Here is a 25,564-nt window from a genome sequence, read left to right as displayed (position 1 = left end):
ATCTTTTTATCATGAAAAAAATCAGCACAACCACTCAATCGCTATTTCTTGCGCTCCTCATCCTATTGGGCACAAGAACACTGGCCTACGCTCAAGAGCCCCAATGGAAGCTCACCCTTGAAAAAGGGGTAGAATGGACCAAGTACACTCCCAATAAGATCTTGCTCGTAGGCAGTTCGGATTGGGGACTCCACGGCGTAGATGCCTCTACGGGTAAATTACTCTGGTCTAACGAAGATCTCTACAATTCTGCCAAGGCGCTCAAAGGTCCTGATGGAAAAAAATTGGGCTACACTGCCGACCTGATCCAGGTTTTGGAAGATCCAACTGACCCCAAGATCTCTGATTTTGCTCTGGTGAAATACACGGATAACATCATGGTTAAAAACTTCGTCGTGATCAACATCAGAACAGGTGAGGTGGTGATCAGTCCAAAACTTGCCGGAATGCCCGTGGTCAAAGTTATTGGTCCAGAAATGGCCACATTCAATTATGATGGTTCCGGTTACCTACCTGAATTGAAAGCAATTTTGATTACAGCGAGCTTTGTGGATATGTATCAAGCTGGCAAACCTTATGTACAAATTTCCAAATTTATCAGCCTAGAGACGGGTAAAGTTGCTTGGGAAAGCGACCAATATTCTTCGATCTTTTTACCGGTAGTGACAGACGACAATAACCTGCTTTTCATTGGTGAGAAGACCTCCGCAAAAATAAATGCCAAGACAGGTGCCCCGATTTGGACTTTCGAAGTAGCGGATAAGAAGAACAACTTCGAAGCTTTTGACGCCAATATCCGATTGACTGAGGGGTATTTTTATCAGAAAAAGGGAAATCAAGGCGTAGTTTCAGCAGTGGAATTGGGTTCGGGAAAAGTGCTTTGGGAAAAACCATTAGCCACCAAAGACGCGCCGATCTTAAAAGCTGAAAATTTTGGAGTGATTGTAGCCGATGAGAAAAACTTCACCTTAATGGAGGCTGCAAACGGAAATACTAAATGGACAGCCAAAAAGCTATCAGGCATTGTGGTTGACCTGGGAAAAGATCGCGGGATTGCTGTAGGTGAAAAGGATAAATACTTAACTGTGCTTGATAAGAACTCGGGTGAGGAAAAGTGGTCTCAGAAGATTAAAGGAATTCAAATTGATCAAATGACCGGTGCAGGGATCATGTATCGGGATGAAGAGGGTAGTATCGGCCTGATCGATTTTGAAGGAAACCTAAAATGGGGAAGCAAGGATATGATCAAAGGCCCTGGAGTTTTGAGAGCCAAGCCTTCGTTGGATCAGGAATTTTTCTACGCCGATGAAAAAGTTTATGCGGTCAATTTGGTGACAGGTGAAAAAAAAGTGATTGTCAATAAGGTGGAATTTGGAGAAAAAGAAACTCCTGATTTCTTGGAGTATACAGGATCAAACTTTGTACTCTCTTCCAGCCAAAATATGATGGGATTTGACGAAAGCGGTAGGGTACTTTTCCAACAGCATTGGGCTTCTCCAAAAATTTCCTTGGCAGGTCGGATCGCTCTCCGCACCATGCAGGTTGCGATGGTGGCCATGGCAGCGGCCAATGCTTATGCTGAAGGAGCTACAACCGGACCGATGGGTTACCAAAGTTCGATCAGTAGGCAGTATGGAATTCAACGGGAATTTTTTGAGGACATGTCCGGGGCATTTGGTCAGGCGGCCAATCAGCGCTTCAAGGCCACCATTTCGAGGGGGGTATATAATTTCATCTTAACAGATGTGGGAGAAGGAGTAGGTCTGGTAAAAGTGGACAAAATCAGCGGTAAAGAAGTCGGGAAAATTGTCCTCAATGACAAAGAGCCTGTCTACGATTCAGATCCTGAAAACGGGATGATTTTCTACAAGCCAACTAAGAAAGAGGTGTACGGATATACCTTTTAATGACGTACTAAAACAAAATCCCGGGTCATTGTGATAGGCCCGGGATTTTTTTGGTTAAACAGTTACCTTTTCAGTCTCAGCCAACTTGGCTTTTACTCTGAGGATAAAGTCGCTCAGTACATTCATATAATTGATAAAGGCGTCGTAGGGAGTGTCATAAGGACTGAAATATTCATGGACCGATCCATCGGAAAAGAATTTGGTACACATGTAATAGAAATGATCCGAAGTCTGTAAGTATTCCCAGTCTCGTTTGATCTCTACATCATCGATTTTTTTAACCATTCGCTCCAATTCGAATAAGCGATCAAAAGCTTCATCCTGCATGTCGTTTCCTAACCAAGCGGTAAGGTCTCGCTCTTCATCCGCCCAAGAGATAGGAGTGGATACGTGGATTTTGCTGACAGCCGCAGCTCCTTTGGCCACTTCTGAAGGGGTGGAGAAAGAAAAATTTGAGCCTTTTAGTATGGCTTCGGGAAGGTGCCTCATGAATTCGAAAATCCCGGTTTCGGCCCATTGATGCTCACCGAATGTTTCATAATCCATAAATAAATTGACCACCTGTTCTTCTTTTGGGATAGCATTGAGCCAAGCCACAAACTTGTCTGTTGTCAAAGGGAAATCAGCCCAAGTCTTGTTGCTAAATCGGAAAGCGATATCATCCGAAAGTCTGAAGTTTTTCAACAAGACTTTAAGATCCGGATTGATGGCATTTGAATAGACGTAATTGGGGCTTTTCCATCCAAGTACGTGCTTTGCACCTTCGGTCAGTATAGCATCATAGCCGAGATCTGCGACCATCGCGCCAATTTGATCAGAATAGATCAGCTCTGTATTTCGGAAGACTTTAGGAGTATATCCGTTGAAAAGGTCTTTGATTTTGTCCTGGTGTTTCTTGACTAATTCAGAAAACTCTTCTTTACTCTTCAGTGCCGCCAGAGAGTGAGAATAGGTCTCATTGAGTAGTTCCACATGACCTGTTGCTACCAGCTGTTGAAAGCTTTGAAGTACATCCGGAGCGTAAGCTTCGAACTGGTCCAGGCAGGTACCGGAAATCGAAAATGCAACTTTGAATTTTCCTTCATATTTATGGATGAGTTCCAAAAGAAGGGCATTCATCGGGAGGTAGCATTTTTGGGCTACTTTGCGGACTACATTTCTATTGAGGTAGTCATCCCAATAGTAATGATCCTCACCTATATCAAAAAACCTGTAGGGCTTGATTCGAAATGGCTGATGTACTTGAAAATAAAAACAGACGGTTCTCATGATCGTTGAGCTAAAGTTTTTTCGTAAACGGTTACCAGTTTGGCAGCGACGTGCTCCCATTTTAATTTTTTGAGTTCTTCTCCCCCCAATTCCTTAAACATCTTGGAGATACTCTGATAGTGCAGCAGGGCAAAAATTGCATCGGCCATCGCATCCACATCCCAAAAGTCCACTTTGATGGCATTTTTCAACACTTCTGCTACACCGGATTGCTTAGAGATGATGACAGGAGTATTGTGGCGAACGGCCTCCAAAGGTGCGATACCAAAAGGCTCGGATACAGAAGGCATCACATATACATCACTGATGGCATACATGTGGTCTACATCATCGCCTTTTAGAAATCCTGTAAAATGAAATTTAGTCCCCATTCGGAGTTCTGCCACGCGATCGATCATCCTGTTGAGTAAGTCACCTGATCCTGCCATGACAAACCTTACATTCGGATCGCGATCAATGACCTTTTTGGCAGCTTCGACAAAGTATTCCGGACCTTTTTGAAAAGTGATTCTTCCCAGGAAAGTGACTATTTTCTCAGGTACTTTTTTCTGATAGGCAGACTTAATGATGCTGGCATCCAGTACGGCATTATGTAGCACGGTTACCTTTTCTGCGGGAACTCCATACTTACGAACGCAGATATTTTTGGTCAATTGGCTCACTGCTACGATGTGGTCAGCAGCATGCATGCCCGCACGCTCGATTTCATAGACAGGTCGGTTGACGGATTCTCCAGACCGGTCATATTCGGTAGCATGTACGTGTACGACAAGAGGCTTGCCACTGATCTCTTTGGCTGCAATACCAGCAGGATAAGCCAACCAATCGTGAGCATGAATGATATCAAAGTCACTTCGATCTCGTGCAATCTGTGCCCCTACGAGAGCATAGCGAGATACCTCCTCCATGAGGTTTTTACCATACTTTCCGCTGAATTCAAACTTGTTGGAAAAGATACTCTCATCCACATCCGTTCGGTGGTGCATGGCATAGTCTGTGTATTTTTTGAATTCTTCCTGCCCCAGATAAGGAACCAAAAAGCTGTTTACCTCAAGATAAGTGAGGTTTTTCCATATTTTCTTGAACTTACGCTCTCTGTAATCGATCGTGACGTCACTGGCATTGACAAAATCGGCAAGGGGTTCTTCATCGCCCCAAAGTTTTGGAACGACAAAGATGACTTCCTGATTGTGGTGATTCATCCCCTGAACGAGTCCATAGCACGCTGTACCTAACCCCCCGGAAATATGAGGTGGAAACTCCCATCCAAACATTAATACTCTCATAAAAGTCAGTTAGATTCTTTTGACTAAGTCCATCATTCTTAACAATTCAGCTATGCTCCACGCTTGGGAAACCGAACCTTTGGGTCGGTGAGGTGCATCTCCATCATAAATTTCTGCTACGGTGCCGATTCCGTATTGGGTCATTACTCCATCAAAGCCCTTGATGATTTTCTCCACAAAGTTTTTGGCCGCTTTACCGTGTAGCTTGAGGTAACCTTCGACGAAGTGACCGAGCAACCAAGCCCAAACTGTACCATTGTGATAAGCATGGTCTCGACTGATTTGGTTACCATAGTAATATCCTTTGTATCCCGGGTCATCAGGAGAAAGCGATCTCAAGCCTCTTGGTGTGAGAAGTTTTGATTTGACAATTTCCAGCACTTTGTCACACTTTTCCTCACTTAGAATAGTATGTGGCAAAGAGGTAGCAAAGATCATGTTTGGCCGGATAGACCAATCTTTTTCTTCTCCATCCACCACATCGGCCAGATAGCCATAATCCCAAGACCAAAACTCGCGGTCAAAGGAATCTTTCACTTTCGAAGCTAAGGTGGCATATTCTTCATCTCCGGTGAGTTCATGGTAAAAGCAAAGTGCATTATACCAAAGGGCTTGGATTTCTACCGGACATCCGATTCTTGGAGTCACAGGACCATCTGAAGTGATGGCGTCCATCCAGGTGAGTGCTACTCCCTCTTGGCCACCCCAAATCAGACCCGAGTCCATCATGTGGATATTGAATTCGGTGCCGGTCTTGTAGCCTTCGATGATTCCCCTCAGCTTGCCTAGGTAGCGGTCTTGAACTGTTTTTTTATCTCCTGTGTAAAGAATATACTGCTGAAGTGACCAAAAAAACCACAACGGTGCATCCATTGACGTCATGTTGGTAAAGTCTCCACTTCCGATATTGGGAAAAAGAGGTCCTTTTAGATCTCTTGCCATGGTGTCCATGATCTCCAGAAAGGTCTCAGAATCCCCTGCAGAAAGGGTCAAACCCGGAGAAGCAATAAATGTGTCTCTTCCCCACCAACCAAACCAAGGATAGCCTGCTATCACACGGACGTCCCCGTCTCTCCGTCGGATAAATTGTCCGGCTGAGTTTCTGAGACAGTTTTCAAAGTTATTTCTGGGGATTCTTCTTGCAATTTCTTTTTGAAAGGCATTCTGACGGGTGTCAGGGTCTGCCTCTGTCAGTCCAGCTGAAAATATAACAGATTCTCCTTTTTCGATGTCAAATTCAAAACAACCAGGTACGAACAAGTCTTCCTGATAATCATAGCCCCGCTCGCGTTCCTGAATATATTCGATATTGTAATACCAGTCGGGCTTGGAAAGAAACTCACAGGGCTTTGAAAGCTGCATGTAAAGCGGATCATATTGAGGGTAAAGTCTGAATTTTACCCCGTGGTCCACCTCTTCAAATTCTTTATTGATCTGGTCATTGGCTTTCATCAGATGATGATAGCCACGAAATGCCAAAAATGGCTGTATTCTGATTTTAGTTGGGGAGTGTGCTTCCAGCAAGGTATACCTGATCATCACCCGATCACGGTTGGTGTCTAGGATGAGTTCTTTTTGCAGGACAACGCCGCCTACTCGATAGGTCAATTTTGGAATGGGTTCGGAATCAAAATCCTCCAGGTACTTGTGTCCGCGTGGGGAATAATTTCCGGGGAATTTGGAAATACCCAAGTTAAAGCTGGCACCGCGTTGAATCACCGTCTCATGCACTGTCGAAAGCAATACATGGTTTTGTGAATCGATCTGGGGCTGTGGTACCACCAGCAGGCCATGGTATTTTCGGGTATTACACCCAATAATGGTCGTGCTCGTGTAAGTTCCCGAACGGTTGGTTCGAATGATTTCCCGTTCTAGGGAATAATTCAGGTTGATTAATTGGGATTTATCAAAATGGATATAACTCATAGTTCAAAATTGAAGGAGATTAAAAATAGAGTTTTGATTGGATAAGAAAAATTAAAGGGCAAAAAATAAAGGTTATGTTTCCATAACCTCATGTGACTTACTTTTTATCAGGAATGAACTGCCTCTTTTTGCACTTCTTCAAAGGCCTTGAGAGACTCCTCGAACTTAGATAGGTAATTCTGAATTTGCCTGATGTTGACAGGCTTTACCACCGGGAATTTCGGTGAGGATTTAAACAAAGTAAACATGACAGTGTGGTTTAGTTTGGTCCTTTAGTTCAAATGGTATGCCAAGTTGAATCTGCTAATAACAAGAAAACCCCTCGCAAGGAGGGGTTTTGGGTGAAAGACCGGACTCGAACCGGCGACCTCTGGTGCCACAAACCAGCGCTCTAACCAACTGAGCTACAATCACCATTTAATTTCCATCGAGGGCGTTTCCTCAATTGGTCTGCAAAAGTAAGGACTCAGTCCATTTGGTGCAAGAATCTCATTACTTATTTATGGAAAAAGTTAGCCTTTCTCCTTTTTTGCTTTCGTCAAACTGACCTTCTTGGTACGCTAAGTGTCCAGATATGATCGTGTGCGTTACCTTTGACTGGAATGAATGTCCCTCAAAGGGTGACCAACCACATTTGGCCAAGATATTTTCCTTGGTCACTGTCCAGGGTGAATTGAGATCTACCAATACCAAATCTGCAAAGTAGCCCTCACGGATAAATCCCCGATCCTTTATTCTGAAAAGGCGAGCCACATTGTGAGACATTTTTTGAGCGATGGTTTCCAATGATATTTTTCCTTGATGGTAAAAGTCCAGCATCGCTACCAAGCTATGTTGAATCAGAGGTCCTCCCGATGGAGCTTTGAGGTAAGACTGTGCTTTTTCTTCCAAAGTATGAGGGGCATGATCGGTGGCAATCACATCAATTCGGTCATCCAACATCGCCTGAAAGATTTGATCCCGGTCATTGGCCGTTTTCACAGCGGGATTCCACTTGATCAAATTCCCTTTGGTATCATAATCCTCCTCTGCAAACCACATGTGGTGGATACAGGCTTCTGCTGTGATTTTTTTCTCTTCCAAAGGAATGGTGTTATCAAAGAGTTCTAGTTCCTTGGCAGTGCTGATATGTAAAATGTGGAGACGGGTCCCGTACTTTTTGGCCATCGCTACTGCACGACTGGATGCATCATAACAAGCTTCTTGTGATCGGATTTTAGGATGAAATTTGACAGGAATATCATCTCCATAGGTTTTTTTGTACTCCTCAAGGTTGGTTTTGATAATGTGGTCGTTTTCAGAGTGTATGGCTAAAAGACCTTTGTATTCTTTAAAAATTCCTTCAAGTGACTCGATATTGTCCACCACCATATTGCCGGTGGATGATCCTTGGAACACTTTCAACCCGCAAACATTTTCCAAATCCAGTTTCAGGATTTCATCCAGATTGTCATTGGTGCCTCCCAAAAAGAACGAATAGTTGGCAAGGGACACCTCTTTTGCTCTCGCATATTTTGCTTCCAAAAGCTCAATACTGACTGCCTGAGGCACTGTATTTGGCATTTCCATGTAGGAAGTGGTGCCGCCAGCCACACCAGCTTTGGCTTCGGTGTAGATTTCTCCTTTGTGAGTGAGGCCCGGCTCTCGGAAATGTACCTGATCATCAATTACACCTGGAAAAAGATGTTTTCCTCGTGCATCCAGGTGGATATCAGCTGACTCATGGCTTAGGTCTGGGCCGATTTTGGAAATGCGTCCTTCTCGGACCAACACATCTCCCCGAGTAATCCGGCCTTCATTGACTATATTTGCCCCGGTGATCAGGATACTTTTCATCATGTATTCTTTTTTCTAGTAAAGAGTTCATTTCAAAATTAACAATCATGAGCAATGAAACCGTAGGGTTCGATGCATTTAAGCTAAACAAACAATTGCTCGAAGCAGTAGCAGAATCTGGCTACACAACCCCAACACCCATTCAGCAGAAAGCCATTCCATTGGCTCTCGCGGGACACGATGTATTGGGGATTGCTCAGACAGGGACAGGAAAAACCGCTGCTTACATCCTACCAGTCCTAATGAAGGTGAAATATGCCCAAGGAAAGCATCCCCGTGCTTTGATCCTCGCACCAACTCGTGAACTGGTCATGCAGATCGAAGAAGTAGCTCGAGAGCTGGGCAGATATACAGACCTTCGGATCGTTTCCTTATATGGGGGCCTTGGTCCAAAGACTCAAATCGAACTGATCGATGCAGGAGTGGATATTTTGATTTCTACTCCGGGTAGATTTATGGATATCTACCGAAAAGGAAATATTTATCCCAAAGATCTGAAAACAATGGTTTTGGATGAGGCGGATAAAATGATGGATATGGGATTCATGCCTCAGATTCGCGCCATTTTGGAGGTCATTCCAAACAAAAGGCAGAATCTTCTTTTCTCTGCCACTTTTTCAGGAAGGATAGATCACCTGGCAGCTGAATTCTTGGAGTTTCCGGAGAGAGTAGAAGTAGCGCCTTCCGCAACTACTGCTGAGACTATCGCACAGGTAAAGTACACGGTACCCAATATCAAGACCAAGATCAACCTACTGGCCCACCTTTTACAAAATGAGGAGATTAGCCGTGCGATGATTTTTACTCGAAGTCGAAAAAATGCCGAGTCGGTGTATTCTTTCTTGGAGCGAAAAAACTTTGGAGAAATCCGGGTCATCCATGCCAACAAAGGGCAAAACACCCGAATCAATTCCATGGAGGACTTCAAAGCTGGGGACGTCCGAATCTTGGTGGCAACAGACGTGGCATCACGAGGATTGGATGTGACTTTGGTTTCCCATGTAATCAACTTTGATGTGCCACTGATCTATGAGGATTATGTCCATCGAATCGGGCGAACTGGCCGTGCAGAAAATGAAGGAAAGGCCATCACCTTTATCAATCCGGCAGAAACTTACCATTTTGAAAAAATCGAGGAACTGATCCGAATGAAGGTGGAGGAGCTACCAATACCTGATGAAGTGGATGTGCCTGCTACACCTTTTGAAGAAAAGCAGTCTTACGAGCGAGAATTGGATAAATTAAGGCAGCGTGACAATCCGGATTACAAAGGAGCATTTCATGAGAAAAAAGCCCAACCCAAGAAAAACATCGGCAAGGGTGAAAAGGTAAAAGCGAAAAAGCATAGCAAAAAACCGAACCGAAATCAGCTGAAGACTAAAAATCAGAAGAATAGGGGGAAATGAAAAAAAGGCCTTGAAAATCAAATTTCAAGGCCTTTTCCTTTTTTCTTACCTGTCTGTTCTGGTATTGGATCCATCCACAGGAGTTCGTTGCTCTCTGTTTGCCAAATCCCAAGCAGTATGGAAGATCAGTTGCGCTCTTTTGGTCATCAGCGGAAACTCGATCTTGTCTACCGTGTCGGTCACCTGATGGTAGTCGTCATGCACTCCGTTGAAGAAGAAGATCACGGGAATATTGAACTTCGCAAAGTTGTAATGGTCTGAGCGATAGTAAAATCTGTTTGGATCGTCTTCCGCATCATAGCGGTAGTCCAAGATCAGATTGGTGTAGGTGATGTTATTGTATTCGTTGATTTTCTTCAGGTGAGAAGAAAGCATTTCTGAGCCGATCACATACACATAGTCCTTGTTTTCAGCTTTTTGGTATTCGTAATCAATACGGCCCACCATGTCGATGTTGATGTTGTTTACCGTGTTGGCGATCGGGAACACTGGATTTTCGGCATAATACTCCGATCCCAAAAGTCCCTTTTCCTCACCGGTCACGTTCAGGAACAAGATGCTTCTTCTCGGCTTATTGCCTTCTTTGGCGGCTGTTGCAAATGCTTCAGCAATCTCCATGACGGATACAGTGCCCGATCCATCATCATCAGCTCCATTAAATGCATCTCCTTCGCCGTTTACACCGACGTGGTCATAGTGAGAAGAGATTACCAATACCTCTTCTTTCTTGTCAGTACCTTCCAAGAAGCCCATCACGTTGACTGCTTCTACCGGTGTTTTGGTTTTTACGATTTGGTAAGTCGCTTTCTGAGATGCGATGCTGGTTGGGTTGGTTTTCGCGGCTTCCTTTAAAGTCTCTACAGGAGTACCAAAAAGCTGAGCCATTTTATCTGAGCTGACCATAAAAATCGGTCTCTGCTTGATCTCCTGGTCAAAGCCTATTCGTCCTCTTCCGGCTAGTGACTTGTATCGATTTGCGATTCGGTCAAAGTTGGCTTGTCCTTCCATGGTCACGATCACGATTCCGGCTGCACCTGCATCCATCACTTTAGTCACCAAGTCATTGCTTCGCACGCCGACAGCCCAAAGACCTACAAGCTTACCCTTTACATCCACTTTGGCCAGGTTTTCATCGGTCACCAAACCTAGGAATACCAAATCAGCTTTGGCAGCTTTGGCCATATTTCCGTCACCGGTGAAGACAAAGTCAGTGTTTTCTACCAACTTGGTTTTTCCAATCTGAAGCGTCACTTTGCTGAAATTGGTGCTTACTAAGGGTACATTTTGGAAATAGCTTCCGCTCACAGGACCAGTCAGTCCTAGACCTTTGTAGAAATCTGCCAGGTATTGAGCAGCTATTTTTCCTTCTGGAGAACCTGTGTCCCTGCCTTTCATTTCGTCAGAGGCCAGGTAAGTGAGGTGTTTGGTTAAGTCTTCTACCGTGATGGTATTGGCGTATTTGACTTGGGTGGGATTTTGAGCCATTGCGGGCATCATCATTCCCATCAACAAGGCGCCGCTTAAAAGGAGTCCTTTGTTCATATTTTTCAGTTTAGGGCTCTAAACTAGCCAAATTTTTAACCCTCAAAAAAACCGCCTGTCAATTCTGGTGTTAAGGAGGTAAATAATTGAATGAGCCCAAAGACTTTTCCTTCAGGAAATCTTACCTTTGCGCACGTAAAATCAGGTGGATTCCAAACCCAAATAGATCATACTTCTAAGCGTTCTTTATGCAGATCAATCTTTCTAATGCTGTCAAATTTGAGAGCAGACACAATGGCCCGACAGAGGCGGAAATCGCGGAGATGTTGGAGAAAATCAGCGCCTCTTCCTTGGAGGAATTAATCAATCAAACCGTTCCCACCTCTATTCAATTGGAGCGCCCGCTTAACCTTCCGGCTGCTCAGTTAGAGTCAGAGTTTTTGAAAAATTTCAAAAAGCTTGCCTCCAAAAATAAGGTATTCAAGTCCTACATTGGGATGGGATACTATGACACGATCGTTCCTGGCGTAGTGCTGAGAAATGTACTCGAAAATCCGGGATGGTATACAGCCTACACCCCTTATCAGGCTGAAATTGCACAGGGTCGTTTGGAAGCGTTGATCAATTTCCAGACTGTGGTGATGGAATTGACCGGGATGGAGTTGGCCAATGCATCTTTGCTCGATGAAGGTACCGCAGCTGCTGAAGCAATGACTATGCTCCACGCAGTGAAGCCTAGAGAGAAAAAGAATGCCAACAAGTATTTTGTAGACGAAAAGGTATTTCCTCAGACTAAAGCCTTGCTTGTCACCCGTGCGGAGCCTATTGGAATTGAACTGGTCTTTGGACCGCTTTCTGCCTTGGATTTGACTGATCCTGAGCTTTACGGGGTGATGTTCCAGTATCCGAATGCAGACGGTGAAGTAGCTGACTATTCAGCCATTGTTGCCGCAGCAAAGGATAATAAAGTTTTGACTGCTTTTGCTTCAGATCTATTGGCTTTGACCCTATTGACTCCTCCGGGAGAAATGGGTGCTGACGTAGTGGTAGGATCTGCCCAGCGTTTTGGAGTACCGATGGGCTATGGTGGACCGCACTCGGCGTTTTTTGCAACGAAAGACGAATTTAAGCGTCAAATCCCAGGTAGAATCATTGGTGTGTCTATCGACCGAGCTGGAAACAAAGCCTACCGAATGGCGCTTCAGACCCGAGAGCAACACATCAAGCGTGAAAAGGCAACCTCCAATATTTGTACTGCCCAGGTGCTTTTGGCTGTGATGTCTAGCTTCTATGCGGTCTATCACGGTCCAAAGGGTTTGAAAAATATTGCTCTGAGAACTCACGGCCTTGCCAAACTTACAGCTAATGCTTTGACCCAAATGGGTCTTGAAGTTTCTTCTAAAACTTATTTTGACACAATCAAAGTAAGTGTAGATGGTGGGTTGCAAAAGAAAGTTCAAGCATCTGCACTTGCGGCTGAGATGAACTTCAGATATGAAGAGGGTGCCATTTTTGTCTCTTTTGATGAGGCAAAGACTGTGGAAGATGCAGCAGAAGTGATTACCGTATTTGCGAAAGCAACTGGAAAAACAACTCCTGACGTTCATGCTTTGGCGGATGACCTAAATCTAGAGTTGCCTGAAGCATTGCTGAGAAAGTCAGAATATCTGACGCATCCGGTCTTCAACAATTACCACAGTGAGCACGAAATGCTCCGCTATATCAAGCGTCTCGAGGCAAAAGATCTTTCTTTGGTTCACTCCATGATCTCTTTGGGTTCTTGTACGATGAAGCTTAACGCGACTGCAGAGATGATTCCGGTGACTTGGCCTGAATTTGGTCAATTGCACCCATTTGCACCCATCGACCAGACAGAAGGGTATCAGGAGCTTTTCACTAACCTGAGAACATGGTTGACTGAGATTACAGGTTTTGCCGATACCTCTCTTCAGCCAAACTCTGGTGCTCAGGGTGAGTATGCCGGTCTAATGGTGATCAGAGCTTATCACATGAACCGTGGCGAAGGTCATAGAAATGTAGCTTTGATCCCAACCTCAGCGCACGGTACCAACCCTGCATCTGCAGTAATGGCAGGCATGAAAGTGGTCTTGGTGAAGTGTGATGAAAAAGGAAATATTGATGTAGAAGACTTGAAAGCAAGAGCTGCAGAACATGCGGATGATTTGTCTTGCTTGATGGTAACTTATCCTTCTACGCACGGGGTGTTTGAAGAAGCCATTCAAGAAATCTGTGCTACGATCCATCAATATGGAGGCCAAGTGTATATGGATGGGGCAAATATGAACGCTCAGGTAGGTTTGACCTCCCCGGGAAGAATTGGTGCCGACGTTTGTCACTTGAACTTGCACAAGACTTTCTGTATTCCTCACGGAGGTGGTGGACCTGGTATGGGGCCGATTTGCGTGGCTAGTCATTTGGCACCTTTCCTACCTGGAAACCCTGTAGTGAAAACAGGCGGAGAGCATGCAGTTTCTTCCATTTCATCTGCCCCTTACGGAAGCGCCAGCATTCTTCCGATTTCTTATGCTTACATCTCTATGATGGGTGGGGATGGATTGACAAATGCAACCAAAATGGCGATTTTGAACGCCAACTACATCAAAGAAAGACTTAACGGCCATTATTCTATCCTTTACACCGGATCTCAAGGCCGTGCCGCGCACGAGATGATCTTGGATTGCCGTGCATTCAAAGAAGTAGGAGTAGAGGTAGAAGATATTGCAAAACGATTGATGGACTATGGTTATCACGCGCCAACAGTATCTTTCCCTGTGGCTGGCACTTTGATGATCGAGCCTACCGAATCTGAAACTAAAGCTGAATTGGATAAGTTTTGCGATGCGATGATTTCGATCCGTGCTGAGATCAAGGAAATCGAAGAAGGAAAAGCTGATAAAGTGGAAAATGTTTTGAAAAATGCACCACATACCGCCACCATGGTTTTGACGGGTGACTGGAATCTGCCTTACTCAAGAGAGAAAGCAGTATTCCCTATTGCCTATGTGAAAGAAGGTAAATTCTGGCCAAGTGTAAGAAGAATTGATTCTGCTTTTGGTGACAGAAACTTGGTATGTAGCTGTATTCCTGTTGAAGAATATGCAAAAGAAAACGAGATGGCTTAAGTCATCTCGTACTTGATCAAAAAAGGGCTTCCAGAAATGGAAGCCCTTTTTTAGTTTATAGCTTTTTGGGTTGTATCACACATGGACGTGTCGCTCGGCATGGTAGGATGATCTTACCAAAGGTCCCGATTCCACATATTTCAGCCCTCTTTTCAGTCCTTCTTCTTTGTAGTGAGCGAAAAGATCCGGATGAATAAATTCAGCTACTTCAATGTGCATTTTGGTTGGTTGGAGGTATTGGCCTAAAGTCAGGATGTCACAGCCATGCGCTGCTAAGTCGTCCATTGCTTTATAGACTTCGTCTTTGGACTCTCCAAGGCCAAGCATAATTCCAGTTTTGGTGCGTTTGCCATATGCTTTGGTCAGTTTGATTTGTTCCAAAGATCGCTCATACTTAGCCTGAGGCCTTACCATTCTGTAAAGTCTACCAACGGTTTCCATGTTGTGAGATACCACTTCTTGTCCCCCCTCTATCATTCGATAGAGCGCATCCCAGTTGCTTTTTACATCAGGGATTAGGGTTTCTATGGTGGTGGAAGGTGACATTCCTTTGGTAAGCACTACAGTCTGATACCAAATCTCAGCGCCTCGGTCTTTCAGTTCATCCCGGTTTACCGAGGTGATTACAGCATGTTTGACCCCCATCAATTTGATAGCTTCAGCCACGCGTCTTGGTTCGTCAGTATCGTATTCATTGGGTCGTCCTGTTGCTACTGCGCAAAAGGAGCAAGATCGGGTACAGACATTTCCCAGAATCATAAAAGTAGCTGTTCCAGCACCCCAGCATTCGCCCATATTCGGGCAATTGCCACTTTCGCAGATGGTATGAAGTTTATGCTCGTCTACTAACTTTCTGACTTTTGCATATTCTTTCCCTACGGGAAGTTTGACGCGGAGCCAATCAGGTTTTTTGCGCTTGGTGGCTTCCTCGGATATAACAGGTAATTCGATCATCTTAGAGAGATAGAGATTTGGCACAAAGGTAATCCAGACCTATTCAAAACCCAATTGGCTTATTTTCTAAATCCGTAGAAAAAGGTGAAATAAGCAGACTGGAATAATTGGGCATTTTCTGTGGTTGGAATGAGTGGAATTTCCTTGTTGTAACCTTCCACCATGTAGCCAAGTTCCAATCCGGTCACGCTACTTTTGAATACCCCAAATTCAAAGTGAAGTGCAGCTTTAGCCATAGCCCCAAAGGCCATTTGCGATTGACCTATTCCTTGAAAAAGTCTTCCAGTACCAAGTATATTGAATCTGCTTTGATGTTTTTCAGGATCATATTGTTCAACCACGGTTTCTACACGGTTAAGTGCATATTCAATAAAATAGGGAGCAATCAACCCAAGTGTAGGCCCTGCAGCGGCTAAGGCTGAAACTTGCACTCCTTGATTTGGTGCTTTTTTAAACAGTATAATTTCTCTGCCATAATGAGGGCGAATGGCATAGAGGTAATTTGACTTTCCAAAAATGTAACTGTTACCAAGGACCGTATTATATCGTGCTTCTTTTTGATTTTTCACATTGGAAAGTTCTATTCCCCAAAAAGAAAATTGAGAGTCGTCAATTCGAGTACCTAATTTGAAGGCAATGCCTCCAATCAGGCCTCCATTAGTATTCTTGTTTAAACCAAACAAGTACTCTTTGTCATATTCATAATTCCCAATGTCATCCCGCTGAGAAAATGCAGCATGGCATGTGAAAAATAAAAGAAACAGAAAGGTGAAATTCAGCTTGCTCATTCGAATTGGTCGAAAATATTGCCCTATTTTTGATTACAAAGTATTTAACTGCATTTTAAAAGTAAGAGTTTATGCCCACTATAAAAAGTTCGTATTTAGGCAATTTAAGAACAGAAGCCATGCATATTCAGTCTGGTAATTTGATCATAACTGATGCACCGGTTGATAATAACGGAAAAGGGGAAGCCTTTTCTCCAACAGATTTGGTTTGTGCAGCTCTCGGGTCATGTATGGTGACGATCATGGGGATTATTGCTGACCGGGAAGGAGTTTCTTTGGACGGGCTTTCTTGGGAAATAACTAAAATTATGCAATCCAGTCCTCGCAAGATCCAGGAAGTAGTGGTGAATTTTACGTGGACAAATCCAGCTCAGGACACGGCTTTTCTTCAAAAAATTAAAAACGCAGCCCGAACTTGTCCTGTAGCACTAAGTTTGGATCCGGCTATCACACAGACTGTCAACTTTGATTTTTGAGCCTTCTCATGTGAGGGAAAAGAGTAAAGAGTTAAACTGTATAAACCCAAATAGACATGTGTTACCTTTTTGAAAGCTTCGCTGGATGGAAAAAATACTGTGAAGAGCATAAAAAATCCTTGGTTCAGTCAGTCATTGAGTATGAAGTAGAGCAAAAAAATTCCTCAGAGGAAAGAATTTGGGATGGACTTGGTCATGCATATCAGGTGATGAAGGATGCCGTGAAGGCGGGTTTAGAAGAAGATATGACTTCTAGGTCTGGAATGATAAATAATGGAGCAAAAAAGGTTTACAATAACCCTCTTACAGTCCTTTCTCCAGAATTTCAAAGATTGATTTCGAGGGCTTTAGCAGCAAAAGAGGTGAATTCTTGTATGGGAAGAGTGGTGGCAGCACCTACTGCTGGAGCCTCTGGTATCCTCCCTGGTACCATGGTGACACTTCAAGAAATTCATCACTTGGAGGATTCAGTCATTTTGGAAGGACTTCTGGTAGGAGCTGGAATTGCGTTGATTATTGAAGAAAAGGCAAGTTTGGCTGGTGCGGTAGGAGGATGTCAGGCAGAGACAGGTTCAGCTGCTGCGATGGCTTCCGGTGCAATAGTATATGCACTTGGAGGAAATGTGGATCAAGTGTTTAATGCAGTAGCAATAACTATTCAATGCATGCTGGGATTGGTTTGTGATCCTGTGGCTGGCTTGGTAGAAGTCCCTTGTGTGGTAAGAAATGCAAGTGCAGCTGCCATAGCTTTTAGCTCTGCACAGATTGCACTTTCCAATGTGAGTGCTGTAATACCTGTAGATGAGTGTATCGAGGCCATGGGAGAAATTGGAGCATCAATGGAAAGTCGATATAAGGAAACTGCAATGGGGGGACTAGCCGCAACCCTTACAGGACAAGAGATTTCAAACCGCGTTTTGATTCAGGATATCGAAATTTTACCAGACGAAAAATTACCCGAGTAAGTCCTTTATGAAAGGAAAGGATAGAATCCAGTCTATTGAAAAACTAAAAAACACTGCCCAGACAATGCCACTTATTAACATGTAAGAGAATATTTTTCGCTTCTTCGTCCCAAAGGAAACTAAGATTAATGTGCCTCCGATTGGAGTAAGTAGGATTGGTGTGAGGAAAGCAATTCCCAACTCACCATACTTACTCCATATAGATACGATTTTGCGGTTTTTTTTTGAAAATATTTTGCCAGACTTACCAAATTTTGATTGGTAGATTTTTTTAAGTTTTGTTCCTAGAAAAGTAAATACCGTGACACTGGACATCATTCCTAGAACTGTGACAATAATGATTTCTAATGGGGGATATCCTGCTGCAAAACCTAAAACTGGCCCCGCAATAAATTTGAAAAGGGTTAAAATGTAGATTCCAATAAAGGTGATAAAGGAATCAGTCATATCAGAAAATATAAATAAATGAAATAGGAAAATAGAAGAACCGTCCCTTCAAGCTTTGAAACCCTCATTTTTGTTCTCATTAGCGGAAATAAAAGAATCGAAATCCCTATCATCCATAGGTAATCAGCTTTGATGAACTCTTCTGATACCCCAATTGGCTTGATCAAAGCAGTTATCCCAATGATGGAAAGTATATTCATGATGTTACTGCCTAGAATATTGCCTAAAGCCAAATCCGTTCTTTTTGATAATGCGGCAATAATTGAAGTGATCAGTTCAGGCAAACTGGTTCCAATTGCAATAATCGTTATCCCAATTATTCGTTCCGACACTCCAAATTGCTTTGAAATTAAAACTGCATTATTTACGAGCATCTCAGACCCAAAATAGAGACCAATTATTCCAAAAAGAAAAAGTAGTATGGATATTGGTAAATTGTACTTTTTGATTTCCTCCAGATTTTCTTCGATCAGTTCATTTTCTGGTTGTGGACTTTTCCCCAGATTTCTGAACAGATAAACATTTAGAAGGATAAATCCGCAAATTAAAATCACCCCCTCCCAAAATGTGATAATTTGATCTGTACTAATGAAAAAAAAGAGGAAGGTTACAATTAACATTAAGAGGTAATCAAACCTCAAATGAGTTTTACTTATTGCAATGGGGTAAAATAATCCGCTTAAACCCAATACGAGAGCAATGTTTGCAATATTTGAACCTACTACATTTCCAATGGAAATATCACTGTTGCCTTTAATCGCTGCGTTAATACTTACAAGTAATTCCGGTGCAGATGTTCCAAATGCGACTACCGTGAGTCCAATCAAGCCAGAGCTTAGGCCAAGTTTTAAGGCAATGGAAGATGCTCCGTCCACAAGTAATTTTCCACCGAGCAATACTATAAGCAGGCCAAGGGCCAATAAGAAGTAAGGGAACATGGAGTTTATAATTTTTCTCCAAAGGCTAGATCACCTGCATCTCCTAGGCCGGGTAGTATGTATGATTGAGAATTTAGTCTTTCATCAAGGGCTCCTAACCAGATCTTATGTGGTGTTTTTAAAGTATTTGTTATGTATTCAACACCCTCTGGCGCACCAAACGCAGAAGCGATATGGATGAATTTGGGTAGGCCGTGATTTAAAAGAGTATTGATAGACTTGATAATTGATTTACCTGTAGCTAACATGGGATCCGCAATAATTATTTCCTTGCCTGTGAGGTCAGGACTGGCATGATAACCAAGATTAATTGAAATTTCGTCTCCTTTTTCTTCTCTGTAAGCCCCAATAAACCCACTTTCAGCCTTATCAAAAAAGTTTAAAAAGCCTTGGTAAAAGGGTAATGAAGCCCGAAGTACTGAAATAATTACGGGTTGTTGTTTAGGTACTTCCACCTTGGTAATTGCTAATGGAGTTTCAAGTTCGATGATATCGTATTCCATTGATTTTGAAATCTCATAAGCGAGGATTTCTCCAAGGCGCTCAAGGTTTTTTCTAAACCTCATTCGATCCTTTTGGATTTGGATACTTCGCAATTCAGCAATAAACTGATTAGCAATGCTTGGCTGTTTCGAAAGGATGTACATATCTCAAAATTAAAAGAAAAACCCGGCAAAGCCGGGTTTTCAAAATTCATTATTTGATTTCAAAGCTTGCCCTTCGTGCTAGTTGCCGAGCATCTTGAGATGATTTATCTACAGATGTATCTTCCCCATAACCTTTGAAAGTAAGCCTAGACGCATCAATACCTGATTCAATCAATAAGTTGTAGACAGCCTTAGCCCTTTTTTCTGAAAGTTTGATATTATAGTCTTCTGGGCCTAATTCATCTGCATAGCCTTTGATTTCCACCTTTGATCCCGGATTTCTTTTTAGAAAATTGGAAATGTAGTTAGCAGCACTAATAGAATAAGGAAGTGGGGTATGGCTGTCAAATGAATAAAACACATTCACATATCCATCATTAATTGCTTTTTTAAGATAATCCACCTCCGAAATCTCTTGTACTACTGGACAACCTGCTGTAGAAGTTGGACCTGGCACAAAAGGACATTTATCCAAATGGTCAGGAGTGCCGTCTTGGTCAGAATCTTGTGTAACACCTTGTGAATTTACTCTAGATCCAGCAGGTGTATTAGGCTCTTTATCCAAATAATCAGCTACCCCGTCACCGTCGGAATCTTTGAGCATTTCTTTAACTCCAGTTACAGCTTCTTCCAACTCCAGCTTGGTTGCATATTTATCGGATGCAATGTACCAGTCAGCGTGCTGCTGGGCTTTTCCCAGGTAGAAATTCAAGCCTATAGTACCAGTCCACCAGGTTCCGGTAGCATGTATAAATGGAATTTCGGGGTCAAAAGGTCGGCCATTTTGATTAAATTCATTTCCGTCAAATGTTAATCGTTGACGACCATTTACCGTAGTAGAAATACTTCCACTTAGACTAATCTTGTCACTTAAAAGATACAAGGCTCTTAACTTTCCTGTAAAACTATACACATAGTCAGGGTCAAAATCATTTATCAATCTGGATTCTTGCTTCAAACTTCCAAATCCAAAACCAGTTTCAGAAAGAATGGTGAATTTTTTGGCAAATGATTCAAAATTCATAACCCTACCCCAGTTGATTACGCCATTTACTGTAAAGTTTTGGTAGTTGGTTGAAAACTCTTTCGTTCCTTTAGCTTCATTAAATTGACCAATCCCAAGACCTACACTCAGTCCATATTTCTCATTAAACATTTTTCTGACACCAAAATCAGCATGACCAATATTCAATGTTGGTGAAAAATAACCAGGGGTAAGAGGCCCCATTGGTTTATTGAATCCTCCTGCGACTTCAACAGACCATTTGTTGAATTCATTCTGGGCAAGTATTGGGGTTATTACTGCAAAGAATAGAATAAGTGATAAGTACTTTTTCATGGTAGTCGAAAGTATTTGAGTTAAATGATATCCCAAAGGTAAAGAATCAATTTGGTGTAGCACAAAAAAGCCCATCCTATTTGGATGGGCTTCGATAAACTTTGAAGAGAAGATTATTTCACTTCGAAACTTGCCCTTCTTGCCATTTGTCTAGCATCAGCTGAAGATTTATCAACTGAAGTGTCTTCGCCATACCCTTTGAAGGTAAGTCTTGAAGAATCAATTCCAGATGCAACCAATAAGTCGTAAACAGCTTTTGCTCTTCTTTCAGATAATTTAATGTTATAATCTTCAGGGCCTAATTCGTCCGCATAACCTTTAATTTCAACTTTTACTCCAGGATTTCTTTTCAAGAAATTTGAAACGTAGTTGGCGGCACTTACAGAGTATCCGAGTGGTTTGTCACTATCAAAAGCATAATACACGTTCACGTAACCATCGTTGATTGCTTTCTTTAAATAATCCACTTCTTGCCTTTCAACTTCTGCTGGAGGACAACCATTTGAAGATGCAGGTCCAGGTTGGAATGGACATTTATCAGTATGGTCTGGGGTGCCATCACCATCTGAGTCAAGTGTTGTACCAGAAGAACTTACTCTTGCTCCTGCTGGGGTATTTGGTTCTTTGTCAAGGTAATCAGGAACACCGTCACCGTCAGAATCCTTAAGCATGTCCTTTATACCATTAATTTGGCTTGCCAATTCTTCTTTGGTAGCGTATTTATCTGCAGCAATATACCAATCAGCATGCTGAGCTTGTTTTCCTAGGTAAATGTTCAACCCCAATGTACCTGTCCACCAAGTACCGTTAGCACCATAGAATCCATTTGAAATGTCAGGTCTTATCGCTGTTGCGCCGTCGAAAGTAACGGTTTGTCTTCCGTTTAAGATGGTAGAAATATCACCAACCAATGCAACTTTTTCACTTAGTTTAATCTGTGGTGTGATGCCGAAGATTAAAGTATAAACCTTATCATCGAAATCATTGAATCTGTTTTCTTCAGGATTTACAAGGCCTATTCCTGCTCCACCGTGCATCAACAAATTGAATTTTCTTGAGAAGGACTCAAAATTCATAATTCTGCCAATGTTGGCGACACCTTGAAGGTTTAATCTATTGTACTTGGTGTCGAAACTTGGGCTATTACCTTCTACTTCTTTGAAGGATCCGAAACCATAATCCAGTTTCGCTCCAAACTTTTCATTAAACATGTATCTGACTCCGAAGTCAACGTGTCCAATGTTTAGTGTTGGAGAAAGGTAACCTCCAGTCAATGGAGCCATCGGTTTGTTGAATCCAGCGGTGGCTTCGATTGACCATTTGTTGAATTCCTGGGCATTGGAAACTAGTGCCAATGTGCCAGCCATAAGGGTTGAGAGTATAAATTTTTTCATGACAAAAAATTTTTGTTCAGGATTTAAGTGATTGATAGATGTAATTACAAATTTATAAACTTTTAATTTACTGCAAATCTAGGCCTTTTATTTAATTGGCAACTCAATATCTTAAATTATACCGAGATATCGAAATTCTAGGATTCATATCGAACATATATAATGCCAAATACTGATCTGCTCTTCGAAATTCTTCACATCCAATCAACTTCAGGAGATGAAAGTGATATGACGGATTACCTTCTCAGGTACATTCAGAAACGGATGCAAACCTGGAAGGTTTTACCAAAAGTATATTCTGGAGATAATTTTCATGATTGTATCCTTTTGAAATTTGGTAATCCAAGAACTGCAGTTTTTGCGCATATTGATACAATTGGTTTTATGGTTAGGTATGAAAATCAATTAGTGGAGATAGGAGGTCCCGAGATTATTGAAGGTGCTAAGCTGTTTGGGTTTGATAGGTTTGGAGAAATTTACTGCACATTAAAAGGTGATGAGAATGGTTTATTTCACGATTTCCCAAGAAAAATTGAAAGAGGTACTCGATTATCTTTTGCTCAAGATATTAGGATTGATAAAGATTTCATCCAAGCCGCCTATTTGGATAACAGGCTAGGGGTTTATAATGCGGTAAAGCTTTGTGAAGAAATTGAGGATGGGTGGGTGATTTTTTCAACTTATGAAGAACATGGAGGCGGAAGTATGCCTTTTCTGATTGATTTCATTCAAAAAACTTCACCAATTAAACAAGCGTTAATTTCCGATATAACTTGGATTACGGAAGGTGTGGTACACCATGAGGGTGTGGTAATTTCTATAAGAGACAAGTTTGTTCCACGGAAAAAATTTTTAGATAAAATAATCAATCTAGCTGAGCTAAGTGGAATTCCTTTTCAATTAGAGGTAGAAGCGTTTGGTGGAAGTGATGGGAGGGAAATTCAGCATTCCCCGTATGCAATTGATTGGTGCTTTATCGGAGCCGCGGAAGATCATGTTCATACTCCTCACGAAAAGGTTTCCTTGAAAGATCTTGAATCGATGGTTTCGATGTATAAATACCTTTTGGAACGTTTGTAGGTTGTACTTATGAAAAAAATCAAATTGAAAGAGAAGGATTTTGAAATCTATCTTTCTGATAGTCAGATTAACTCAAGGATTACTGAAATTGGGTTGAAAATCAAAGAGGATTTCGATGGAGAAGAAGTAATCCTATTGGGGATTCTTAACGGTTCATTTGTCTTTATGGCAGACTTAGTAAGGAAAATCAACTTGTCTGTTCATTGTGAATTTTTAAGGATTTCGTCCTACCAAGGCACATCAACTACCGAAAAGGTAAAAACTGTGATGGGGCTCACTACTGACATTTTCAATAAAAATGTGATTGTGGTAGAGGATATTGTGGATACTGGAATTAGTATGAATTTCCTTCTTTCTGAGCTCTCAAAGAAAAATCCTAAACGCCTAGCCATTGCAACTTTACTATTCAAAAAAGATGCATTCAGGTTTAATTATCCTTTGGATTATGTGGGTTTTGAAATTCCCAATAAATTTGTCGTCGGCTACGGCCTAGACTATGATGGTTTAGGAAGAAATTTTCCTGACATCTATCAACTCAGTACTACTAAATAATTGACGCTACAGATAATGCTTAATATCGTTCTTTTCGGCCCTCCAGGCGCAGGTAAGGGTACTCAAAGTGAAAATATCATTGCAAAATATGGTTTGACTCATCTATCTACAGGAGATCTTTTTAGAAAGCACCTTGGTGAAGGGACCTCATTGGGAAAACTAGCTAAGGGTTATATGGATCAAGGGCATCTTGTCCCAGACGAGGTCGTAATCAAAATGGTGGAGGATAAAATCAGCTCTACAAAAGAGACAAAAGGATTTATTTTCGATGGATTCCCTCGTACCACAGCTCAGGCTAATGCGTTGGATGAAATGCTTTCAGGATTAGAAATGAAAATTTCAGGAATGATCGCACTAGACGTGCCTCAGGATATTTTGAAAGAAAGGATCAAAGAAAGGGGGAAGACCTCTGGAAGGGCAGACGACCAGGATGAAGAAAAAATCAATACCCGGATCAAAGTTTACCTTGCAGAGACACTCCCTGTAGCAGAATATTATGAAAAGCAAGGTAAATTTCAGAATATCAATGGTGTAGGCAAGATTGATGAGATTTTTGGGCAGATCTCCAAAGTAATTGATAGCTATTGATTCCCATTGATTTCGTAATTTTGATATTCCAAGACTTGGCTAGGCTCTCGGGCTTAGCCTTTTTGTTTCTTTGACCATGGCTGATTCAAACTTTATCGATTATGTGAAATTTTGCTCCCGATCTGGGGCAGGAGGCGCAGGTTCGGTGCATTTCCGAAGGGAAAAACATGTGCCTAAAGGTGGTCCCGACGGAGGTGACGGGGGGCGAGGCGGTCATATTATTCTCCGAGGAAATTCGCAGCTCTGGACACTGCTTCATCTTAAGTATAAGAAGCACGTGATTGCTGATTCTGGTAAAGGAGGTGAAGGTGGTAAGAGGACAGGGGCAGATGGGAGAGATGCCATATTGGAAGTTCCTCTAGGCACTGTGGCTAAAGACGCAGAAACCGGTGAGAAGAGATTTGAAATTACCCAAGATGGGCAAGAAGTAGTACTCACCAGAGGTGGTAGAGGAGGTCTGGGAAATGATCATTTTAAAACTGCCACCAATCAGGCACCGCACTTTGCTCAACCAGGCGAGCCAGGAATTGAGGAATGGATTATTCTCGAGCTAAAACTTTTGGCTGATGTAGGGTTGGTTGGATTTCCCAATGCAGGTAAATCAACTTTACTTTCCTCAATTTCTGCCGCAAGACCTGAAATAGGGGATTATCCTTTTACCACGTTGGTGCCTAATCTAGGTGTGGTCAGCTACAGAGATGATAAGTCTTTTGTGATGGCAGATATACCAGGAATTATTGAAGGAGCGGCGGAAGGGAAAGGGTTGGGGATTAGATTTTTGAGACATATCGAAAGAAATTCAATCCTTCTATTCTTAATTCCTGCTGATGCCCCGGATTTGAAGGACCAATACCGTATACTTTTGGGTGAGCTCGGAAAATATAACCCTGAGCTGCTTGATAAAAAAAGAATCCTTGCTATTTCCAAATCTGATATGTTGGACGAAGACCTTATCAATGAAATGGAACAAGAAATTCCAAAAGATATTCCTTACGTGTTCATTTCTTCGGTAAGTCAATACAACCTTGAAAAACTTAAGGATTTGATTTGGCAGGCAATCCATTCTTAAAATGTCACTTTGTCAGCATTAAAGCCTTGGCAAAGTCATTGCTAAATGCCATCTATTCAACCAGTAAAAGAA

At 42.3% G+C, this 25,564-nt stretch carries 22 protein-coding genes and 1 tRNA gene; 9 read left to right on the top strand and 14 right to left on the bottom strand.

From position 1 onward, the window contains the following. The first annotated feature begins 11 nt into the window (after positions 1 to 11). On the top strand, positions 12 to 1,907 hold the full coding sequence (locus ACFPIK_RS11505; RefSeq protein WP_377915352.1) for an outer membrane protein assembly factor BamB family protein: 1,896 nt from the start codon (positions 12 to 14) through the stop codon (positions 1,905 to 1,907). A gap of 54 nt (positions 1,908 to 1,961) precedes the next feature. On the opposite strand, the gene ACFPIK_RS11500 is transcribed toward ACFPIK_RS11505, so the two are convergent. The 6 genes from ACFPIK_RS11500 to ACFPIK_RS11475 all read right to left on the bottom strand — a co-directional run bounded on the left by ACFPIK_RS11500 (position 1,962) and on the right by ACFPIK_RS11475 (position 8,224). Then, positions 1,962 to 3,176: a glycoside hydrolase family 57 protein gene (locus ACFPIK_RS11500; RefSeq protein ID WP_377915350.1), complete on the bottom strand. Its 1,215-nt coding sequence runs from the start codon at positions 3,174 to 3,176 to the stop codon at positions 1,962 to 1,964. Beyond that, on the bottom strand, positions 3,173 to 4,462 hold the full coding sequence (locus ACFPIK_RS11495) for a glycosyltransferase family 4 protein (RefSeq protein WP_377915348.1): 1,290 nt from the start codon (positions 4,460 to 4,462) through the stop codon (positions 3,173 to 3,175). Before ACFPIK_RS11495 ends, ACFPIK_RS11500 begins: the two co-directional genes overlap by 4 nt. 9 nt (positions 4,463 to 4,471) lie before the next feature. Then, positions 4,472 to 6,388, bottom strand: a complete 1,917-nt coding sequence (locus ACFPIK_RS11490) for an amylo-alpha-1,6-glucosidase (protein WP_377915346.1) — start codon at positions 6,386 to 6,388, stop codon at positions 4,472 to 4,474. 107 nt (positions 6,389 to 6,495) lie between these two features. Then, positions 6,496 to 6,636, bottom strand: coding sequence for a hypothetical protein (locus ACFPIK_RS11485; protein ID WP_377915344.1), 141 nt, complete (start codon positions 6,634 to 6,636; stop codon positions 6,496 to 6,498). 91 nt (positions 6,637 to 6,727) lie between these two features. Beyond that, a tRNA-His gene (locus ACFPIK_RS11480) sits at positions 6,728 to 6,803 on the bottom strand. Positions 6,804 to 6,880: 77 nt separating this feature from the next. Beyond that, a complete protein-coding gene (locus tag ACFPIK_RS11475) occupies positions 6,881 to 8,224 on the bottom strand; it encodes a dihydroorotase (protein ID WP_377915518.1) in 1,344 nt (447 codons plus the stop codon). A 47-nt stretch (positions 8,225 to 8,271) separates the two neighbouring features. Between ACFPIK_RS11475 and ACFPIK_RS11470 the strand changes: the two genes are divergently transcribed. Continuing rightward, entirely contained in the window at positions 8,272 to 9,630 is a 1,359-nt protein-coding gene (locus tag ACFPIK_RS11470; protein WP_377915342.1) for a DEAD/DEAH box helicase, read from the top strand. 45 nt (positions 9,631 to 9,675) lie between these two features. On the opposite strand, the gene ACFPIK_RS11465 is transcribed toward ACFPIK_RS11470, so the two are convergent. Next, a complete protein-coding gene (locus ACFPIK_RS11465; RefSeq protein ID WP_377915340.1) occupies positions 9,676 to 11,172 on the bottom strand; it encodes a M28 family peptidase in 1,497 nt (498 codons plus the stop codon). A 188-nt stretch (positions 11,173 to 11,360) separates the two neighbouring features. Here ACFPIK_RS11465 and gcvP point away from each other — a divergent pair, with 188 nt between their 5' ends. Then, the gene (gene gcvP / locus ACFPIK_RS11460; protein WP_377915338.1) at positions 11,361 to 14,255 is read left to right on the top strand and encodes an aminomethyl-transferring glycine dehydrogenase; all 2,895 of its coding nucleotides are present in this window, start codon (positions 11,361 to 11,363) and stop codon (positions 14,253 to 14,255) included. A gap of 75 nt (positions 14,256 to 14,330) precedes the next feature. Here the strand turns inward: gcvP and lipA are convergent, their stop codons facing one another. Together lipA and ACFPIK_RS11450 are read right to left on the bottom strand one after the other, a co-directional pair. Beyond that, positions 14,331 to 15,209, bottom strand: a complete 879-nt coding sequence (lipA, locus tag ACFPIK_RS11455) for a lipoyl synthase (protein ID WP_377915336.1) — start codon at positions 15,207 to 15,209, stop codon at positions 14,331 to 14,333. 59 nt (positions 15,210 to 15,268) lie between these two features. After that, positions 15,269 to 15,997 carry a hypothetical protein gene (locus ACFPIK_RS11450; RefSeq protein ID WP_377915334.1) on the bottom strand — a complete coding sequence of 243 codons (729 nt, stop codon included), beginning with the start codon at positions 15,995 to 15,997 and terminating at the stop codon, positions 15,269 to 15,271. A gap of 71 nt (positions 15,998 to 16,068) precedes the next feature. Here ACFPIK_RS11450 and ACFPIK_RS11445 point away from each other — a divergent pair, with 71 nt between their 5' ends. Together ACFPIK_RS11445 and sdaAA are read left to right on the top strand one after the other, a co-directional pair. Then, positions 16,069 to 16,473 carry an OsmC family protein gene (locus tag ACFPIK_RS11445; RefSeq protein WP_377915332.1) on the top strand — a complete coding sequence of 135 codons (405 nt, stop codon included), beginning with the start codon at positions 16,069 to 16,071 and terminating at the stop codon, positions 16,471 to 16,473. Between the two features lie 56 nt (positions 16,474 to 16,529). After that, a complete protein-coding gene (gene sdaAA, locus ACFPIK_RS11440) occupies positions 16,530 to 17,438 on the top strand; it encodes an L-serine ammonia-lyase, iron-sulfur-dependent, subunit alpha (protein ID WP_377915330.1) in 909 nt (302 codons plus the stop codon). Here the strand turns inward: sdaAA and ACFPIK_RS11435 are convergent. The 5 genes from ACFPIK_RS11435 to ACFPIK_RS11415 all read right to left on the bottom strand — a co-directional run bounded on the left by ACFPIK_RS11435 (position 17,427) and on the right by ACFPIK_RS11415 (position 22,203). Further along, entirely contained in the window at positions 17,427 to 17,885 is a 459-nt protein-coding gene (locus ACFPIK_RS11435) for a hypothetical protein (protein WP_377915328.1), read from the bottom strand. The genes sdaAA and ACFPIK_RS11435 overlap by 12 nt on opposite strands. After that, positions 17,882 to 18,823, bottom strand: coding sequence for a calcium/sodium antiporter (locus tag ACFPIK_RS11430; protein WP_377915326.1), 942 nt, complete (start codon positions 18,821 to 18,823; stop codon positions 17,882 to 17,884). Before ACFPIK_RS11430 ends, ACFPIK_RS11435 begins: the two co-directional genes overlap by 4 nt. Positions 18,824 to 18,828: 5 nt before the next feature. Next, positions 18,829 to 19,470, bottom strand: a complete 642-nt coding sequence (upp, locus tag ACFPIK_RS11425; RefSeq protein ID WP_377915324.1) for a uracil phosphoribosyltransferase — start codon at positions 19,468 to 19,470, stop codon at positions 18,829 to 18,831. Between the two features lie 49 nt (positions 19,471 to 19,519). Further along, complete coding sequence (locus ACFPIK_RS11420) at positions 19,520 to 20,809, bottom strand: OmpA family protein (protein ID WP_377915322.1); 1,290 nt, start codon at positions 20,807 to 20,809, stop codon at positions 19,520 to 19,522. A 113-nt stretch (positions 20,810 to 20,922) separates the two neighbouring features. Continuing rightward, positions 20,923 to 22,203 (bottom strand): OmpA family protein, encoded by a 1,281-nt coding sequence (locus ACFPIK_RS11415; RefSeq protein ID WP_377915320.1) that lies wholly within the window; start codon positions 22,201 to 22,203, stop codon positions 20,923 to 20,925. Positions 22,204 to 22,365: 162 nt separating this feature from the next. Between ACFPIK_RS11415 and ACFPIK_RS11410 the strand changes: the two genes are divergently transcribed. The 4 genes from ACFPIK_RS11410 (at position 22,366) to obgE (ending at position 25,492) form a co-directional block, all read left to right on the top strand. Next, the gene (locus ACFPIK_RS11410) at positions 22,366 to 23,283 is read left to right on the top strand and encodes a M20/M25/M40 family metallo-hydrolase (protein WP_377915318.1); all 918 of its coding nucleotides are present in this window, start codon (positions 22,366 to 22,368) and stop codon (positions 23,281 to 23,283) included. A gap of 9 nt (positions 23,284 to 23,292) precedes the next feature. Continuing rightward, positions 23,293 to 23,835 carry a hypoxanthine phosphoribosyltransferase gene (gene hpt, locus ACFPIK_RS11405; RefSeq protein ID WP_377915317.1) on the top strand — a complete coding sequence of 181 codons (543 nt, stop codon included), beginning with the start codon at positions 23,293 to 23,295 and terminating at the stop codon, positions 23,833 to 23,835. 15 nt (positions 23,836 to 23,850) lie between these two features. Beyond that, entirely contained in the window at positions 23,851 to 24,423 is a 573-nt protein-coding gene (locus ACFPIK_RS11400) for an adenylate kinase (protein WP_377915315.1), read from the top strand. Positions 24,424 to 24,499: 76 nt separating this feature from the next. After that, positions 24,500 to 25,492 carry a GTPase ObgE gene (obgE, locus tag ACFPIK_RS11395; RefSeq protein WP_377915313.1) on the top strand — a complete coding sequence of 331 codons (993 nt, stop codon included), beginning with the start codon at positions 24,500 to 24,502 and terminating at the stop codon, positions 25,490 to 25,492. Positions 25,493 to 25,564 lie beyond the last annotated feature (72 nt).

It is taken from the genome of Algoriphagus aquatilis (assembly GCF_042657405.1).
Lineage (GTDB): Bacteria > Bacteroidota > Bacteroidia > Cytophagales > Cyclobacteriaceae > Algoriphagus > Algoriphagus aquatilis.
The sequence above is the reverse complement of the archived record's forward strand: the minus strand, read 5'-3'. Positions and strand labels throughout refer to the sequence as shown.